Consider the following 15,276-nt stretch of genomic DNA (forward strand, 5'->3'; position numbering starts at 1 on the left):
CTGCCGAAAAGCGGCAAGCGGGCAATCGCCGTTTTCTCGACTGGCAACTCTTGGCCCGGAACCTCTTGGCCCTCCGCGCGTTTCACGGCGTCCCATTCGTGGACCAGCCCGGATATCTCTCCTGGCGCTGCGACAATCAGGAGCCCGCTTCATGCACGACAAGCTGTTTCATTCACCGGTCGCACTGACCGTCGGCCTCGGCTTCAAGCGCGAGATCGCCTCGTTGGCCGAAATGCACGACTTCCTGACCAATTGGACGACCTCGCGCCGCGGTCCCCTCCATCGCAATGCCGTGGAGGCGTGTGGCCTCGCATTGGAAGGCTGCATCACCAGGGATGAGGCGCGCCATGCGCTCGTCGAATTCGCGAAAGCCGCCGGCATCCTCTGGCCGGAGATCGAGCCGGTCATCGTGGCGCGCGCCGTCGCGCGCGGCTATGGCGGCTACGCCGCCTGAGTTCGAGGCCACCTCCGTTGTGGTGGCCAATTTCGCATTGGCCATCATGGAAAGCCCGGCTTGGCCCTCCCGAGCCGGGCTTTCGCCTTTGCCGCGCGAAGATCGCAAAGATCACAGCTATTTTTACCGCTAATGTTGCGCGGCGCCTTTGGGGCATCAACCTTTCGAATGTGCGCCCCGGCGCGTCGGCTTGAGCCTCGCCGGATCAGGCTCCGGCGCTGACTGCGCCGCAAGGCGCAATTCTCTCAACCTGGCTGTCTTTGCCTCGCGAGCCGCGCGCTCGGCGTCAATCACGATCTGCGATTCACGCTTGGCGCGCTCGTCACGCTGGGTGTCGACCTTTGCACGGACCATGTGCTGCTACCTCCATCCCACGGGGCGTTGGTTCGGAACAATCGCCGCCTCCATCATCCGCCGGCTCCGCATGGTGCAGCGTTGCGGCAAGGGTCGCGATTACAAATGATGGTCGGGACACTTTTTGCCGCCGATGCCTGAAGCGAAGAGCTGTCAGTCACACCAACCGGACGAGACGACGAGCGACGCCTCGAAGATCTGGCGTCCGCCCTCGTCGCGGACCTTGACCGTGATGGCGGTGTGGTCGTTTTCGATGATCTCGTCGCGGACGATGTCAGGCAGGATGCGGATTGCCTCGCGCCGCATGCGCTCGCGCGTTTCGAAGACCTGGCCGTCATCATCCACCGTGAGACCGTCGCCATTGTAAAGGTCAAGATAATATCGAGGCATGATGGGCTGGACCTCAGACTGATGAAATGGCGAGATATTCAATCGACAATTCGCAGACTGGACAGTTGTTCCATCAGCGGCGGCATTTGCTGCGGAACAAGCAGCTCTAACAAATGTTAATGCCTATCAGCGGCCAAAGGCTTAGTGCATCCCGAGCCGCCTTTGCTCCCGACAGAACACATGGCGATGGCTTCCGAAGCCCTTTCGCGGGAGATTGCGGTGCTTGAATCCCTCTACCTCAACCTGGGCCAGCATGACGCGCTGTCAGACGCCGAGAAGGCGCTGCTGGCCGGCGCCATGACCTTCGAACGGCATTTCGCCATCGGCCAGGACATCGTCGCTTCCGGGTCGCGGCCGACCTATTCGACGCTGATCCTTGACGGGCTGGCGGCGCGCTACAAGGTGCTGGAGGATGGCGGCCGGCAGTTCACCTCGTTGCAGGTGCCCGGTGACTTCGTCGATCTCCACGCCTTCCTGCTGAAGACCATGGATCACGGCATCGTCGCTTTGTCGCCTTGCCATGTCATGTTCGCCGATCACGCCCGGCTTCGCACCATCACCGAGCAGGCGCCGCATCTCACACGGCTCTTATGGCTGGACACGCTGGTCGACGGCGCCATCCACCGCGAATGGATCGTCGCCATGGGGCGGCGCTCCAAGACCTCACATCTGGCCCATCTCGTCTGTGAGCTTTTCGTGCGGCTGCAAGTGGTGCAACGGACCAACGGGATGAGCTTCCATCTGCCGCTCTCGCAAGCAGAGATGGCCGACGTGCTTGGCCTCTCGGTGGTGCACATGAACCGGGTCATCGGCGCCCTGCGAAAGGTCGGCGTTGTCAGCTGGGCGAACCACACGGTGACCATCCTCGACTGGCACCGGCTGCAGGAAATCGCCGAGTTCGATCCAACCTACCTCAGCATGATGCGGGAACCACGCTAAGGTATGTTGATGTCCAGGTGAGGCCGGCCTGCAAAGGATGGCTTTCCGCGCTTCCGGTGCCCACGTACTTCAAGCACGCTCCGCTCCGGTTCTCGAACCACCGCTTTCGGCGCGGCCTGACCTTGAATCCCACACGCCTTAAGGGCCGCTCCGACCTTTGCGGATCTATGCCGCTTCCGCCGCGACGTTGACCGCCGACTCCGCGATCTGCGTCAACGCTTCATCAGTCGCCTTCTCTTCCTTCAGCGTCGCTTCGAGCAGTGTCACGGCCTCGGTCAGGCCGAGTTCACCGGCCCACGTCCTCAGCGTGCCATAGCGTGAGATCTCATAGTGTTCGACCGCCTGCGCGGCGGCCAGCAGGCCGGCGTCGAGCGCGGGCGATCCCTTGTACTCCTCCATGATTTCGGCACCTTCCTCGGTGATGCCCATGATGGCCGCGCAGGTCTTGCCGACCGGCTTCTTGCCGATGACGCCGAAGACTTTCTCCAGCCTCGCAACATGGCCCTCGGTCTCGGTGCGGTGCTTTTCAAAGGCGGCCTTCAATTCGGCGCTTTGCGCGGCCTTGGCCATTTTCGGCAGCGTCGCCAATATCTTCTTTTCGGCGAAATAGATGTCCTTCAACGTGTCGTGAAAGAGGTCGTCGAGCATTTTCTGCTTTGCCATTGTCATCTCCTTTGGTGATCCCTCAAGGCCGACAATCTCCGGCCGCAAGATTCGTTCCCGCCGTTGCGAAGCGGAAAACCTTTATAAAATTCCTATTTCTTTCCGCCCTTGGCCGTCTCGAACCTTTATGGCGATCGGGTCCATATTCCCTATTGGAAAACGTCGAACGCTGTCACTGCTCGAAGTGCGGCGCGCCGTTTCACGTAATTGTCCGCCTGCATCCGGCAGGTGCGAAGTAAAAAGCGGAAGCAAGGAAGAAGCACAATGGACATCATTGTTGTCGGGATAGGGCTTTTGTTCTTCGCCCTGTCCTTGGTCTACGTCAAAGCCTGCGACAGAATTTGAGCTGAAGGATCGCATCATGCTTTTCGATTACATCCTCGGTGGCGGCGTGACCTTGTTCCTGCTCGCCTACCTGACCTATGCGCTCGTTCGTCCAGAACGCTTCTGAAGGCACGGAAAGCCACAGCCATGACACTCAACGGTTGGATACAGATCCTGGTCTTCTGCGGGATCATCGTTTTGCTGACGAAGCCGCTTGGCTTCTACATGCACCGCGTCTTCAACGGCGATCGCACACTGCTTTCGCCGATCTTCGGCCCGCTCGAGCGCGGACTTTACCGCGTTTGCGGCACCAGCGAACGCGAGGAGCAGCACTGGACCAGCTATGCGGTGGCCCTGCTGCTCTTCAACGTTGCAGGCTTCCTGGTGCTTTACCTCCTGCAGCGCCTGCAGGGCAGCCTGCCCTACAACCCGGCCGGCATGAGCGCGGTCGATCCGGCGCTTGCTTTCAACACCGCCGCCAGCTTCGTCACCAACACCAACTGGCAGAACTATGGCGGCGAAAGCACCATGTCCTATCTCGTGCAGATGGCGGGGCTGACCGTTCAGAATTTCGTTTCGGCGGCCACCGGCATCGCGATTGCGGTTGCGCTGATCCGTGGATTTGCCCGTGCCTCCGGCAAATCGATCGGCAATTTCTGGGTCGACATGACCCGCTGCACGCTCTACCTGCTCCTGCCGCTGTGCATCGTGCTGACGCTTGTCTATGTCTGGCTCGGCATGCCGCAGACGCTTGGGCCTTACGTCGACGCCACCACGCTGGAAGGCGCCAAGCAGACGATCGCTCTCGGCCCGGTCGCCTCCCAGGTCGCCATCAAGATGCTCGGCACCAATGGTGGCGGGTTCTTCAATGCCAATGCGGCACATCCGTTCGAGAATCCGGACGCGATCTCCAATCTGATCCAGATGGTGACCATCTTCGCGCTGGGTGCCGCGCTGACCAACGTCTTTGGCCGCATGGTCGGCAACCAGCGCCAGGGCTGGGCGATCCTCGCCTCCATGGGCGCGCTGTTCATCGCCGGCGTCGCCGTCTGCTACTGGGCGGAGGCCGCGGGCAATCCGCTGGTCCATGCGCTGGGCATCGACGGCGGCAACATGGAAGGCAAGGAAACCCGCTTCGGCATCGCGCTCTCGGCGCTGTTCGCTGTCGTCACGACGGCCGCATCCTGCGGTGCGGTCAACGCCATGCATGACAGCTTCACGGCGCTTGGCGGCATGATCCCGCTCATCAACATGCAACTCGGCGAAGTCATCGTCGGCGGCGTCGGCGCCGGCTTCTACGGCATCCTGATGTTCATCGTGGTCGCCGTCTTCGTTGCCGGCCTGATGGTCGGCCGCACGCCCGAATATCTCGGCAAGAAGATCGAGGCCAAGGAGGTCAAGATGGCGATGCTGGCCATACTGTGCCTGCCGCTGGCGATGCTGATCTTCACGGCTATCGCCGTTGTCCTGCCCAGCGCCGTGGCTTCGATGGCCAATGGCGGCCCGCACGGCTTCTCCGAAGTGCTCTATGCCTACACTTCGGCCGCGGCGAACAACGGTTCGGCCTTTGGCGGCCTCACCGGCAACACGCCCTGGTACAACATCACCATCGGCATCGGCATGCTGATGGGCCGCTTCCTGGTCATCATCCCCGCGCTTGCCATCGCCGGCGCGCTGGCGGCCAAGAAGACGGTGCCCGCCTCGGCCGGCACGTTCCCGACAGACGGTCCGCTGTTCGTCGGGCTGCTGGTCGGCGTCATCGTCATCGTCGGCGGCCTGACCTTCTTCCCGGCGCTCGCCGTCGGGCCGATCGTCGAGCACCTGGCGATGATCCACGGGCAGACCTTCTGAGGCGATCATGCCCTGGTTCAGCACCATGCGCCGCAGGACCCGGCGGCCAGCCGGCAATGAGGGGGAGGCGAAGCCTCCTCCCTTCCCGACCGTGTCCACATTCCTTGGCATTGCGGCGGTCATGATCGTGATCTGGCTGCTGGTCTACGGCCCACCCTTTTCGGCATCCAACCGACCGGTGCCGCCCACCAACACTGAAGCCGGAGCTTCAAAATGAGTCACACGAAATCGGCCAGCATCATGGATGCCGGCATTCTCTGGCCCGCCATTGGCGGTGCCTTCCGCAAGCTCGACCCGCGTACGCTGGCCCGCAACCCGGTGATGTTCGTCGTCGCCGTCGTCTCGGCGCTGACATCGGTGCTGTTCATCAGGGATCTCATCGTCGGCGGCGGCGATCTGCGCTTCACATTGCAGATCATCATCTGGCTGTGGTTCACGGTGCTGTTCGCTAATTTCGCCGAAGCCGTCGCCGAGGGGCGCGGCAAGGCTCAGGCGGATTCACTGCGCAAGGCGCGCACCGAGACCCAGGCAAAGCTCCTGGCCGGCGAAGACAGGACCAAGTTCAAGCTCGTGCCCGGCACCAGCCTGAAGGTCGGCGACATCGTCCTGGTCGAAGCTGGAGACATCATCCCGTCGGACGGCGAGGTGATCGAAGGCGTCGCCTCGGTCAACGAAGCGGCGATCACCGGTGAGTCGGCCCCCGTCATCCGCGAATCCGGCGGCGACCGCTCGGCCGTCACCGGCGGCACGCAGGTGCTGTCCGACTGGATCCGCGTGCGCATCACCGCCGCCTCCGGCCACACCTTCCTCGACCGCATGATCTCGCTGGTCGAAGGTGCCGAACGCCAGAAGACGCCCAACGAAATCGCGCTCAACATCCTCTTGGTCGGCATGACGCTGATCTTCGTGCTGGCCACGGCGACGATCCCGAGCTTTGCCTCCTATTCGGGCGGCTATATCTCGGTGACCGTTCTGGTTGCCCTGTTCGTCACCCTGATCCCGACCACCATCGGAGCGCTGCTGTCGGCCATCGGCATTGCCGGCATGGACCGGCTGGTGCGCTTCAATGTGCTCGCCATGTCCGGCCGTGCCGTGGAGGCCGCCGGCGACGTCGACACGCTGTTGCTCGACAAGACCGGCACGATCACGCTCGGCAACCGCCAGGCGACGGAATTCCGTCCGGTCAAGGGCGTCACCGAACAGGAACTGGCCGACGCCGCGCAGCTTGCTTCGCTCGCCGACGAGACGCCGGAAGGCCGTTCGATCGTCGTGCTGGCCAAGGAGAAATATGCCATCCGCGCCCGCGACATGGCGACTTTGCACGCAACCTTCGTTCCCTTCACCGCGCAGACCCGGATGAGCGGCGTCGACGTCGACGGCTCCTCGGTGCGCAAGGGCGCAGTCGATTCCGTGCTTGCCCATGTCAACCAGTCGACATCAGCCGGCCACGCGACGCGGCCGAACAGCGATACGGTCAGGGATCTGCAGGCAATCGCCGACGAGGTCGCCAAGTCCGGCGGCACGCCGCTGGCGGTCGAGCGGGACGGGCGCCTGCTCGGCATCGTGCACCTCAAGGACATCGTCAAGGGCGGCATACGCGAGCGTTTCGCCGAGCTGCGCAAGATGGGCATCCGCACGGTGATGATCACCGGCGACAACCCGATGACGGCGGCGGCAATCGCGGCGGAGGCCGGCGTCGACGATTTCCTTGCCCAGGCGACGCCCGAGGACAAGCTGAAGCTGATCCGCGACGAGCAGGCCAAGGGCAAGCTGGTTGCCATGTGCGGCGACGGCACCAACGACGCGCCGGCGCTGGCGCAGGCCGATGTCGGTGTCGCCATGAACACCGGCACGGTGGCGGCGCGAGAGGCCGGCAACATGGTCGACCTCGACAGCGATCCGACCAAGCTGATCGAGATCGTCGAGATCGGCAAGGCGCTGCTGATGACGCGCGGCTCGCTGACCACCTTCTCGATCGCCAACGACGTGGCCAAGTATTTCGCCATCATCCCGGCCATGTTCGCCGTCTTCTATGTCGCGCCCGGCCAGGCAACCGGCCCGCTGCAGGCGCTCAACATCATGCATCTGGCGACGCCGCAGAGTGCCATCCTGTCCGCCATCATCTTCAACGCGCTGATCATCATCGCGCTGATCCCGCTGTCGCTGCGCGGCGTCAAATACCGGGCGATCGGTGCCGGCGCGCTGCTCAGCCGCAACCTTCTCGTCTACGGCCTCGGCGGCATCATCGTGCCGTTCGTCGGCATCAAGATAATCGACATGGCCGTCACGGCCCTTGGCCTTGCATAAGGATCATTCCGATGCTCAAGCAAATCAGACCCGCGATCATCATGATCGTCTTCTTCACCGTGCTGACCGGCCTGGTCTATCCCCTGGGCATGACCGGCATCGCCCAGGCGCTATTCCCGCGTCAGGCCAATGGCAGCCTGATCGAGAAGGACGGCAAGGTCATCGGCTCCGAGCTGATCGGCCAAGCCTTCGCCAGCGACAAGTATTTCCATGGCAGGCCTTCGGCCGCCGGCAACGGCTATGATGCCGGCGCCTCCAGCGGTTCCAATCTCGGCCCGACCAATCCCAAGCTGATCGACCGCATCAAGGGCGACACCGAGAAGCTGAAGGCGGAGAATCCGAACCAACCCGTGCCGATGGACCTGGTGACGACGTCAGGCAGCGGCCTCGATCCGCAGATCAGCCCGCAGGCCGCCTATTTCCAGGTGCCGCGTGTGGCCAAGGCCAGGGGCCTCGACGAGGCCAAGGTCAAGGCGCTTGTCGACGGCCAGGTCGAGGCAAGGGAACTCGGCTTCATGGGAGAGCCGGCGGTCAATGTGCTGACGCTCAACATGGCGCTGGACGCCGCGAAATAAGTGATGGCCGGTGCCGGGGATCGACAGCATCCCCGGCGCCATTCATGATCGGTTCTTGATGCCGGAAGACAGAAGCAACGAGAACAGACCTTCCCCCGACGCGCTGCTCGAGCATGCCGAGCGGGAAGGGCGCGGCCGGCTGCGGATATTCCTCGGCGCCGCGCCCGGTGTCGGCAAGACCTACGAAATGCTGATGTCGGGCCGCGCCAGGCTGACCGACGGCATCGATGTGGTGATCGGCATCGTCGAGACGCATGGCCGCAGGGAAACCCAGGCCCTGGTCGAGGGTTATGAAGTCATCCCCCGCCGCAAGGTCGACTACAAGGGGCGCATCCTCGAGGAGATGGATATCGACGCCATTCTCGCCCGGCGCCCGGCGCTGGTTCTCGTCGACGAACTCGCCCACACCAACGCATCCGGCAGCCGTCACCCCAAGCGCTATCTCGACGTCCAGGAGATCCTGGCGCGGGGCATCGACGTCTACACGACGCTCAACATCCAGCATGTCGAAAGCCTGAATGACGTCGTGGCGCAGATCACGCGGGTCAGGGTGCGTGAAACGGTTCCCGATTCCATCATCGACCAGGCCGATGACGTCGAAATCATCGATCTGACGCCCGACGACCTGATCAAGCGACTGGAGGAGGGCAAGGTCTATTTCCCCAACACCGCGCAGCGCGCCATCGAGAATTATTTCTCGTCAGGCAATCTGACGGCACTGCGGGAACTGGCGCTGCGCCGCACGGCCCAGCGTGTCGACGAGCAATTGCTCAATCACATGCAGTCCCATGCCATCCAGGGTCCCTGGGCCGCGGGCGAGAGGGTGCTCGTCTGCGTCGACGCAAGACCGGGCGGTGCGGCCCGCATTCGCTACGCACGCAGGCTGGCCGACCGGCTTCGTGCGCCATGGACGGCGCTTCATGTCGATACGCCTCGCTCGGCCGGCATGTCCGAGGAAGACAAGGACCGGCTCGCCACGCTCCTGCGCCTTGCCGAGCAACTCGGCGCCGAGGTGACGACCATTCCCGGCCAGAATGTCGCGCAGGACATTGTGCGCCATGCGACGGCGAACAATTTCACCCATATCGTGGTCGGCAGGCCGACGCGGTCGCGCTGGCGCGAGCTGATCGAGGGCTCGCTTACCTATGACCTGATCCGCAATGCCGGCGATATCAGCGTCCACGTCATTTCGGGTACCGAGCGGGACACCGAGGCTAGTTCGAGAAGCGTCAGGGCGGCCGACGAGCAATGGCAATTCCAGATATGGCCCTATCTCAAGGCTACGGGGTTTGTCGCCGGCTCGCTGGCCTTCGCCGTCCTGCTCGACCAGTTTCTCGACGTTCGCAACCTCGCCATCATCTTCCTCATCGGGGTGCTGACATCGGCGGTGACCGGTGGCCTCTGGCCGGCTCTCTATGCCTGTGTCGTCAGCGCCCTTGCCTTCAACTATTTCTTCCTCGAGCCACGCTATACGCTGACGATCCGGGATCCGGAGAGCATTGTCGCGCTTGGCGTGTTCCTGGTCGTTGCCGTCATTGCCAGCAACCTGACGGCGCGCGTGCAGCGCCAGGCGGTCGCCGCCCGCTCGCGGGCGCGGGCGACGGAAGATATTTATCTCTTCTCCAAGAAGCTCGCCGGCGCCGGCACGCTCGACGATGTGCTGTGGGCCACCGCCTTCCAGATCGCTTCGATGCTGAAGCTGCGCGTGGTGCTGCTGCTGCCGGAAGACGGCTCGATTACCGTCAAGGCCGGCTATCCGCCCGACGATACGCTGGCCGAGGCCGACATCGCCGCAGCCCGCTGGGCCTGGGAGCACAACCGCGCCGCCGGGCGCGGCGCCGACACGCTGCCTGGCGCCAAGCGCCTCTACCTTCCCTTGCGCACGGGGCGCACCGCGATCGGTGTCGTCGGCCTCGACAATGACAAGCAGGGCCCGCTGCTGACGCCCGAGCAACAGCGCCTGCTCGACGCGCTGGCCGATCAGGCGGCGGTGGCGATCGAACGCATCCAGCTCGTCGCCGATGTCGACCGCGCCAAGCTCGCCGCCGAAGCCGACCGGCTGCGCTCGGCTTTGCTGACTTCGATTTCGCATGATCTGAAAACTCCCCTCTCGGCCATCATGGGAGCGGCCGGCACGCTCAAGGAATTCGCGCCCGATCTGCCCGAGCAGGACCGGGTGGAGCTTCTGTCGACGGTGATCGACGAATCGGAGCGGCTGAATCGCTTCATCGCCAACCTGCTCGACATGACCAAGATCGAATCCGGTGCGATGGAGCCGAATTACGCCCTCCATTATGTCGGGGATATCGTCGGCACGGCGCTCAACCGCGCCCGCAAGATCACCAGCGAACACAAGATCGAGGTCGATATTCCATCCGATCTGCCGATGCTGAAGCTCGATCCCGTGCTGTTCGAACAGGTCCTGTTCAACCTTCTCGACAATGCGTCGAAATATTCCCCGCCCGGCTCAACGATCCGCGTGCAGGGATGGGCCGACAATGGGTCCGTCATCGTGCAGATCATGGATGAGGGGCCGGGCATCCCGGCGCAGGACCTGGAACGCGTCTTCGACACTTTTTATCGGGTGCGCAAGGGTGACCAGGTGCGCGCCGGCACCGGGCTAGGTCTATCGATCTGCCGTGGCTTCGTCGAATCGATGGGTGGCACGATCTCGGCCGCCAACCGGACCGACCGCCCCGGTGCCGCTTTCACCATCAGGATGCCGGTGCCGGCGGAAATGCCCGATGCCGACAATCGTGGCGAAGAGACCAGCGTGGATCAGCCGTGATGACCAACTCGAATGTCAGGATACTGGTTGTCGATGACGAGCCGCCGATCCGCAAGCTGCTGCGGGTCGGGCTTGGCAGCCAGGGCTATTCGGTCAGCGAGGCGCCGAACGCCAAGGTGGCGATCGAGCTGATGGAACAGGAAAAGCCGGACCTGGTGCTGCTCGACCTCGGCCTGCCCGGCATGGGGGGCCATGATCTCCTGCGCAAATGGCGTGACGAGGGCGTCGACATTCCCGTGGTCATCCTCTCCAGCCGCACCGATGAGGCCGGTATCGTCAACGCACTGGAACTCGGCGCCGACGACTATGTCACCAAGCCATTCGGCATGAACGAACTGGTGGCGCGCATCCGCGTGGCGCTGCGGCACAAATTCCAGCAGCAGGGCGAGAAGCCGATTTTCCAGAGCGGTGACCTCAGCGTCGATCTGGTCAAGCGCATCGTCAAGGTCGAGGGCAAGGAGATAAAGCTCTCGCCGAAGGAATACGACATATTGCGCATCCTGGTGCAGCATGCCGGCAAGGTGCTGACCCACCACTTCATCCTGAAGCAGATCTGGGGGGACTCGACCGACGTGCAATATCTCAGGGTCTATGTCAGGCAGCTCAGGCAGAAGATCGAGAAGACCCCGGACCAGCCACGCTACATCACCACCGAAACCGGTGTCGGCTATCGTTTGCGGGTCGAGTAGGACAATCTCCTTCGATTGACCCCGAGTCAGCCAATGGCTTCCAGCGGCCGGTTTGCCGTCGATGATGCCCGCAAGGCCGCCAGGCAGCCGAGAATGCCAAGCGGGACGAAGGCCAGAAAGAGCCAGCTCGCGACATTGGCCGCCGCGTCGTGGTTCAGCCCCTGCGAAAAGCCGCTGGCATTGGCGACGATGCCGGCGAGAGCGGCGCCCACGGCATAGCCGATACGCTGCATGGTCGGCACCGCGGCCGAGGCGATGGTCTGTTCGTCGTCCGGAGCGGAGGCGACGATGACGCGGGTCAGGAACGGCCAGGCGATGCCGAAGCCGCCGCCTTGCAGCAGGGCGCAGAGCAGGATCAGCGGGATCGAGCCGAGCGGTATCGTGTAGGCGAAGCCGGCGATGCCCGCCGCGATCATCAAGGCGCCGCACACAATGATCAGCCGCTCGCGCTGAGGCGGGGCGTTGGCGACAAGGATCGACAGGATCGACCAGGCGATAGATTCGGCAGCGATAATGTAGCCGGTGGTCAGCAGCGGAATGTCATGCAGGCTGGTCAAAAGCAGCGGTCCGTAGACGCCGAAGGAACAGGTCGCGATGGAAAAGGCGGCGACCATGGTCATGCCCGCGCCCACCGGCGTCCGCCACGAGAACAGCCGCGCCGGGAAAAGCCGTGAGCGCGGCTTCAGCGCGTCGACGTAGAAGAACAGCGCCAGGCCGGCCAGGCCCAGCACGATCAGCAGCGAGGAGCGCAGCAGCGCGATATCAACGCCGGCCGAGGCGATCAGCACCACGGCGACGGCAAGACAGCCAAGCGCAGCGAACGGGAAGGGGGGTGCCTTGCCCGCGCCGGCGATGGGTCGCTTTGCTTCCGGAGTGTTCAGAACGAGGAAGCTGGCCAGAGCCATGGCGGTGCCGCCGAAGGTGAAGACGCCGAAGGCCCAGCGCCACGACAGAAGCTCGGTCATGATCGCGCCCAGCAACGGGCCGCTGAAGGCGGCGACGCCCCAGATCGCCGACATGATGCCGAAAAGCTGCGGCCAGATGGCGCGTGAAAACAGCCGCTCGACCGAGACGAAGGCCAGCGACACCAGCGCGCCGCCGCCAAGGCCCTCGATCAGGCGGCCGGCGAGGAACAATTGCATGGAGGGAGAGGTGGCGCAGATCAGCGCGCCGGCGGCATAGAGCAGGGCCGCGACGACCATGTTGGTGCGCAGCGCCACATAGCTCACCATGCGTCCGGCCGCGGCGCCGGCGACGATGGCGCCGAGTTCGTAGACCGCCAGCGACCAGCCGACGAGCTGTACGCCGGCCATTTCACCGACCATGGCCGGCATGACGGTCGCCACCATCGTCTCATTGGTAGCGTGCAGCAGGATGCCGAGGCTGATGAAGCAGAAGCGCGCCAGGTCGCCGCTCGCCCACAATGCGCGCCAGTCGACCCTGTTTGTGCTGATTTCAGTCATATCCACCCTATGCTTTGCATATCTCGATCGCGGCGTACGGCACCAGAAGCCAGCAAGGCTTTCCGGCAGGACCATGCGCGGCGATAGCGCCGTATCCAGGCGCTGCTCAGTCGGGGCAGGTTTGTAAGACCTCAACCACGGTTGAGTTCAAGCGGTTCGTTTCGGTGGATCATCGCAACGTTCGAGATTGGCCGAAGCCTCGCAACTTCGTCGTCACCCTAAACGCCAGGCTCAGAGACGCCACCATTCCTCAGAGTTGATGACGAAACGACAAGCGACCGCCCTTGACGCGATCAGTTCTCGATGCTGCGCAGTTGGAACTGGCTGACGCCGATGGCGAGATTGACGCCGGTCTGGGTCTGCAGGCTGAGTGGCTGGAGGGTGAAAGCCTGCGAAGAGCCGCCGACCAGAAGATTGGCGCCGGCTCCAACGGCCGCCGTGACCTCCGCGCTGGCGCCGATATAGTCGCCCGCCAGCGCACCGGGCGCGTAGATGTTCTTCAGCGGCGTCAGCACGAGCCATTGCATCACCGCCTGCTTGGTCGTGCCGATGTCGAGGCCGTATTTGTTGACGGCACCGAAATAGGCCTCAGGCGCGAAGGTCTTGTCGGCCGGAGTGAAGGTGCAGCTGAGGTCCTTGGACGAACCGAAGATGAAGCCGGTGCCGCCTGATATGGCGCATTCAAGGGTACCGAGTTCGATGCCGCGGTCCTGCGCCTGCGCTGGTGCCGCGCCAAGCACGAGTGCAATCACGGCAGCGGCGATGGCTGTCTTCGGCATGGCGTTCCCCGGGCGGTTCGGAACCGCTCTATCTTTTTGTGACGCGATTCCAGACGGAAAGCCGTTTCACACTTTTCCTGGAATTGCTCGTAAAATCAAACGGCGCGGAACCATCCTATATGGTTCCGCGCCGCAAGGTAGAGAGGAGCGAGTAGCTCCTTGCGATCACTTGAGCGAGTGGATCAGCTGAAGCGAGGTGACAGCCACGGCGAGGTTGACGCCGGTCTGCGCCTGGACGCTGAGCGGCTCCAGCATGAAGGCGCTGTCGAAGCCGCCGACCAGCAGATTGGCGCCGCCGCCGGTTACGACGCTCGCCTCGGCGTTGACGCCATAATAGCTGCCGGCAAGGTCACCCGCGTCACGGTCGCGGGTTGCGGCCAGCACGGCCCAGACGAGCTGGCCCTGATGCGTCTGGCCGAGATCGACGCCGATCTTGGAGATGACGCCGGTATAAATCTCCGACGGTCCGTGATGGTGAGGACGGAAGACGCAGGACACGCCCTTGTTGGAGGCCACGATATAGGCGGTGCCGCCGTCGATGGTGCAGTCGAGCGTGCCGAGCTGCAGCCTGCCGGCGCTGGCCGGGGCGGCAGCGAACACGGTCGTTGCAAGGGCAGCGGCGCAGACGAGTTTCTTGATCATGGGAGGGTCCTTTCGCAAATCGCTTGGAAATAACGGCTTGAATGGCCAGACCGTTCCGCTGAAAACTTGGCGCGAACAAGGCAAGGGTTAACGGCCTGCCGCAGGGGTTAATGCACGGTTGCCGGATTGCGGGCGATCTTCAGCGCCGCGTGTCCTTTTGGACACGCGGGATGGCGCTGCAATATCGGGATCGGCCGAAGCCGAGGTCAGCTGACGCGGGCGAGGCCATCCTTGGCCGGCTGATAGCTGGGGTCGAGGCGCACGGCCTCGCGATAGGATTTCGCCGCCTTGGCCTTGTCGCCGCGCCGCTCGTAGATCAGCGCCTGGTTGGCCCAGGCCTCGGCGTTCTTGCCGTCGAGCTTGATGGCCATGTTGAAGTCGGAGAAGGCATTGTCCTCGTCGCCCGTCGCCAGATAGGAGAGGCCACGGCCGTTGTAGGGCTCTGCCGCATCCGGCGCCAGCGAGATGGCGGTCGAGAAGTCCTCGATGGCGAATTTGTGCTGGCCCTGGCTCTGATAGATCAGGCCGCGATTGTGATAGGCGCGGGCGTCCGTCGTATCGAGCTGGATCGCCTTCTGGAAGTCGCTGAAAGCATCCTGGGTCCGGCCCGCCTTGCGGTAGAGATTGCCGCGGCCGATATAGGCGGCATCATAATTGCCGTTGATCTGGATCGATCGGTTGTAGTCGGCGAGAGCGGCTTCCTGGTTGCCGAGGAAGCGCTGGATGAGAGCCCGGTTGGAATAGGCCTGGTAGAAATTCGGGTTGAGCTGGATGGCCTGGTTGAAGTCCTTGAGCGCCGCCTGGTACTGGCCGCCACGGCCATAGGCCGAACCGCGCACATTGTAGCCTTCCGGATCCTGGGGATTGCGCTGGATCACCGTCGACAGCGAGGAGATGTTCTCGCTCGATCCCTGCGCCTTGTCGATGTTGTTGAACTCGCCGGTCGGCCCCGATGTCTGGCACCCGGCAAGCATCAGGGAAAGCAGGGCCGCTGTCAGGGCGAAACCACGCAATGCGGTCCCGCGCTCCACGCTTGTTGCGTTCATGTCTGCCCTGTC

General features: G+C 63.5%; 16 protein-coding genes. 8 read left to right on the plus strand and 8 right to left on the minus strand.

From position 1 onward, the window contains the following. Window positions 1-151 precede the first annotated feature (151 nt). On the plus strand, window positions 152-454 hold the full coding sequence (locus MesoLj_RS10425; protein WP_172348624.1) for a DUF982 domain-containing protein: 303 nt from the start codon (window positions 152-154) through the stop codon (window positions 452-454). A gap of 156 nt (window positions 455-610) precedes the next feature. Here MesoLj_RS10425 and MesoLj_RS10430 read toward each other — a convergent pair whose 3' ends face one another. Together MesoLj_RS10430 and MesoLj_RS10435 are read right to left on the minus strand one after the other, a co-directional pair. Further along, entirely contained in the window at window positions 611-808 is a 198-nt protein-coding gene (locus MesoLj_RS10430) for a hypothetical protein (RefSeq protein ID WP_202325934.1), read from the minus strand. Between the two features lie 153 nt (window positions 809-961). After that, on the minus strand, window positions 962-1,198 hold the full coding sequence (locus tag MesoLj_RS10435; RefSeq protein WP_140771976.1) for a DUF6894 family protein: 237 nt from the start codon (window positions 1,196-1,198) through the stop codon (window positions 962-964). 219 nt (window positions 1,199-1,417) lie between these two features. Between MesoLj_RS10435 and MesoLj_RS10440 the strand changes: the two genes are divergently transcribed. Next, the gene (locus tag MesoLj_RS10440) at window positions 1,418-2,137 is read left to right on the plus strand and encodes a Crp/Fnr family transcriptional regulator (RefSeq protein ID WP_202325935.1); all 720 of its coding nucleotides are present in this window, start codon (window positions 1,418-1,420) and stop codon (window positions 2,135-2,137) included. 165 nt (window positions 2,138-2,302) lie between these two features. Here the strand turns inward: MesoLj_RS10440 and MesoLj_RS10445 are convergent, their stop codons facing one another. Together MesoLj_RS10445 and MesoLj_RS10450 are read right to left on the minus strand one after the other, a co-directional pair. Continuing rightward, window positions 2,303-2,800 (minus strand): YciE/YciF ferroxidase family protein, encoded by a 498-nt coding sequence (locus tag MesoLj_RS10445; protein WP_202325936.1) that lies wholly within the window; start codon window positions 2,798-2,800, stop codon window positions 2,303-2,305. Between the two features lie 81 nt (window positions 2,801-2,881). Next, window positions 2,882-3,163 (minus strand): hypothetical protein, encoded by a 282-nt coding sequence (locus tag MesoLj_RS10450; protein WP_202325937.1) that lies wholly within the window; start codon window positions 3,161-3,163, stop codon window positions 2,882-2,884. On the opposite strand from MesoLj_RS10450, the gene kdpF reads away from it, so the two are divergent. From kdpF to MesoLj_RS10485, 6 genes are all read left to right on the plus strand, one after another. Further along, the gene (gene kdpF / locus MesoLj_RS10455; protein WP_019861144.1) at window positions 3,162-3,251 is read left to right on the plus strand and encodes a K(+)-transporting ATPase subunit F; all 90 of its coding nucleotides are present in this window, start codon (window positions 3,162-3,164) and stop codon (window positions 3,249-3,251) included. The two genes, MesoLj_RS10450 and kdpF, sit on opposite strands and share 2 nt — an antisense overlap. Before the next feature lie 20 nt (window positions 3,252-3,271). Continuing rightward, window positions 3,272-4,975 carry a potassium-transporting ATPase subunit KdpA gene (kdpA, locus tag MesoLj_RS10460; RefSeq protein ID WP_140771971.1) on the plus strand — a complete coding sequence of 568 codons (1,704 nt, stop codon included), beginning with the start codon at window positions 3,272-3,274 and terminating at the stop codon, window positions 4,973-4,975. A gap of 213 nt (window positions 4,976-5,188) precedes the next feature. Further along, entirely contained in the window at window positions 5,189-7,282 is a 2,094-nt protein-coding gene (gene kdpB / locus MesoLj_RS10470; RefSeq protein ID WP_202325938.1) for a potassium-transporting ATPase subunit KdpB, read from the plus strand. An 11-nt stretch (window positions 7,283-7,293) separates the two neighbouring features. Then, window positions 7,294-7,857: a potassium-transporting ATPase subunit KdpC gene (gene kdpC / locus MesoLj_RS10475; protein ID WP_202325939.1), complete on the plus strand. Its 564-nt coding sequence runs from the start codon at window positions 7,294-7,296 to the stop codon at window positions 7,855-7,857. Window positions 7,858-7,915: 58 nt separating this feature from the next. Further along, complete coding sequence (locus tag MesoLj_RS10480; protein ID WP_202325940.1) at window positions 7,916-10,645, plus strand: sensor histidine kinase; 2,730 nt, start codon at window positions 7,916-7,918, stop codon at window positions 10,643-10,645. Further along, on the plus strand, window positions 10,645-11,334 hold the full coding sequence (locus tag MesoLj_RS10485; protein WP_140771964.1) for a response regulator transcription factor: 690 nt from the start codon (window positions 10,645-10,647) through the stop codon (window positions 11,332-11,334). The genes MesoLj_RS10480 and MesoLj_RS10485 overlap by 1 nt, the downstream gene beginning before the upstream one ends. A 26-nt stretch (window positions 11,335-11,360) precedes the next feature. Here the strand turns inward: MesoLj_RS10485 and MesoLj_RS10490 are convergent, their stop codons facing one another. The 4 genes from MesoLj_RS10490 to MesoLj_RS10505 all read right to left on the minus strand — a co-directional run bounded on the left by MesoLj_RS10490 (window position 11,361) and on the right by MesoLj_RS10505 (window position 15,264). Continuing rightward, window positions 11,361-12,797: an MFS transporter gene (locus tag MesoLj_RS10490; RefSeq protein WP_140771963.1), complete on the minus strand. Its 1,437-nt coding sequence runs from the start codon at window positions 12,795-12,797 to the stop codon at window positions 11,361-11,363. A 293-nt stretch (window positions 12,798-13,090) separates the two neighbouring features. After that, entirely contained in the window at window positions 13,091-13,576 is a 486-nt protein-coding gene (locus tag MesoLj_RS10495) for a DUF992 domain-containing protein (protein ID WP_140771961.1), read from the minus strand. Window positions 13,577-13,741: 165 nt separating this feature from the next. Further along, window positions 13,742-14,218, minus strand: a complete 477-nt coding sequence (locus MesoLj_RS10500; RefSeq protein WP_202325941.1) for a DUF992 domain-containing protein — start codon at window positions 14,216-14,218, stop codon at window positions 13,742-13,744. A 206-nt stretch (window positions 14,219-14,424) separates the two neighbouring features. After that, complete coding sequence (locus tag MesoLj_RS10505; protein ID WP_202325942.1) at window positions 14,425-15,264, minus strand: tetratricopeptide repeat protein; 840 nt, start codon at window positions 15,262-15,264, stop codon at window positions 14,425-14,427. Between the last annotated feature and the right edge of the window lie 12 nt (window positions 15,265-15,276).

The sequence above is a fragment of the Mesorhizobium sp. 113-3-9 genome (assembly GCF_016756515.1).
GTDB lineage: Bacteria > Pseudomonadota > Alphaproteobacteria > Rhizobiales > Rhizobiaceae > Mesorhizobium.

Bases quoted from the DNA above. Each gene is read 5' to 3' on its own strand.
- MesoLj_RS10505 (WP_202325942.1), bottom strand. From the start codon at position 15,264: ATGAACGCAACAAGCGTGGAGCGCGGGACCGCATTGCGTGGTTTCGCC.
- kdpC (WP_202325939.1), top strand. From the start codon at position 7,294: ATGCTCAAGCAAATCAGACCCGCGATCATCATGATCGTCTTCTTCACC.
- MesoLj_RS10435 (WP_140771976.1), bottom strand. From the start codon at position 1,198: ATGCCTCGATATTATCTTGACCTTTACAATGGCGACGGTCTCACGGTG.
- kdpF (WP_019861144.1), top strand. From the start codon at position 3,162: ATGCTTTTCGATTACATCCTCGGTGGCGGCGTGACCTTGTTCCTGCTC.
- kdpA (WP_140771971.1), top strand. From the start codon at position 3,272: ATGACACTCAACGGTTGGATACAGATCCTGGTCTTCTGCGGGATCATC.
- MesoLj_RS10480 (WP_202325940.1), top strand. From the start codon at position 7,916: ATGCCGGAAGACAGAAGCAACGAGAACAGACCTTCCCCCGACGCGCTG.
- MesoLj_RS10490 (WP_140771963.1), bottom strand. From the start codon at position 12,797: ATGACTGAAATCAGCACAAACAGGGTCGACTGGCGCGCATTGTGGGCG.
- MesoLj_RS10430 (WP_202325934.1), bottom strand. From the start codon at position 808: ATGGTCCGTGCAAAGGTCGACACCCAGCGTGACGAGCGCGCCAAGCGT.
- MesoLj_RS10485 (WP_140771964.1), top strand. From the start codon at position 10,645: ATGACCAACTCGAATGTCAGGATACTGGTTGTCGATGACGAGCCGCCG.
- kdpB (WP_202325938.1), top strand. From the start codon at position 5,189: ATGAGTCACACGAAATCGGCCAGCATCATGGATGCCGGCATTCTCTGG.
- MesoLj_RS10495 (WP_140771961.1), bottom strand. From the start codon at position 13,576: ATGCCGAAGACAGCCATCGCCGCTGCCGTGATTGCACTCGTGCTTGGC.
- MesoLj_RS10425 (WP_172348624.1), top strand. From the start codon at position 152: ATGCACGACAAGCTGTTTCATTCACCGGTCGCACTGACCGTCGGCCTC.
- MesoLj_RS10500 (WP_202325941.1), bottom strand. From the start codon at position 14,218: ATGATCAAGAAACTCGTCTGCGCCGCTGCCCTTGCAACGACCGTGTTC.
- MesoLj_RS10445 (WP_202325936.1), bottom strand. From the start codon at position 2,800: ATGGCAAAGCAGAAAATGCTCGACGACCTCTTTCACGACACGTTGAAG.
- MesoLj_RS10450 (WP_202325937.1), bottom strand. From the start codon at position 3,163: ATGATGCGATCCTTCAGCTCAAATTCTGTCGCAGGCTTTGACGTAGAC.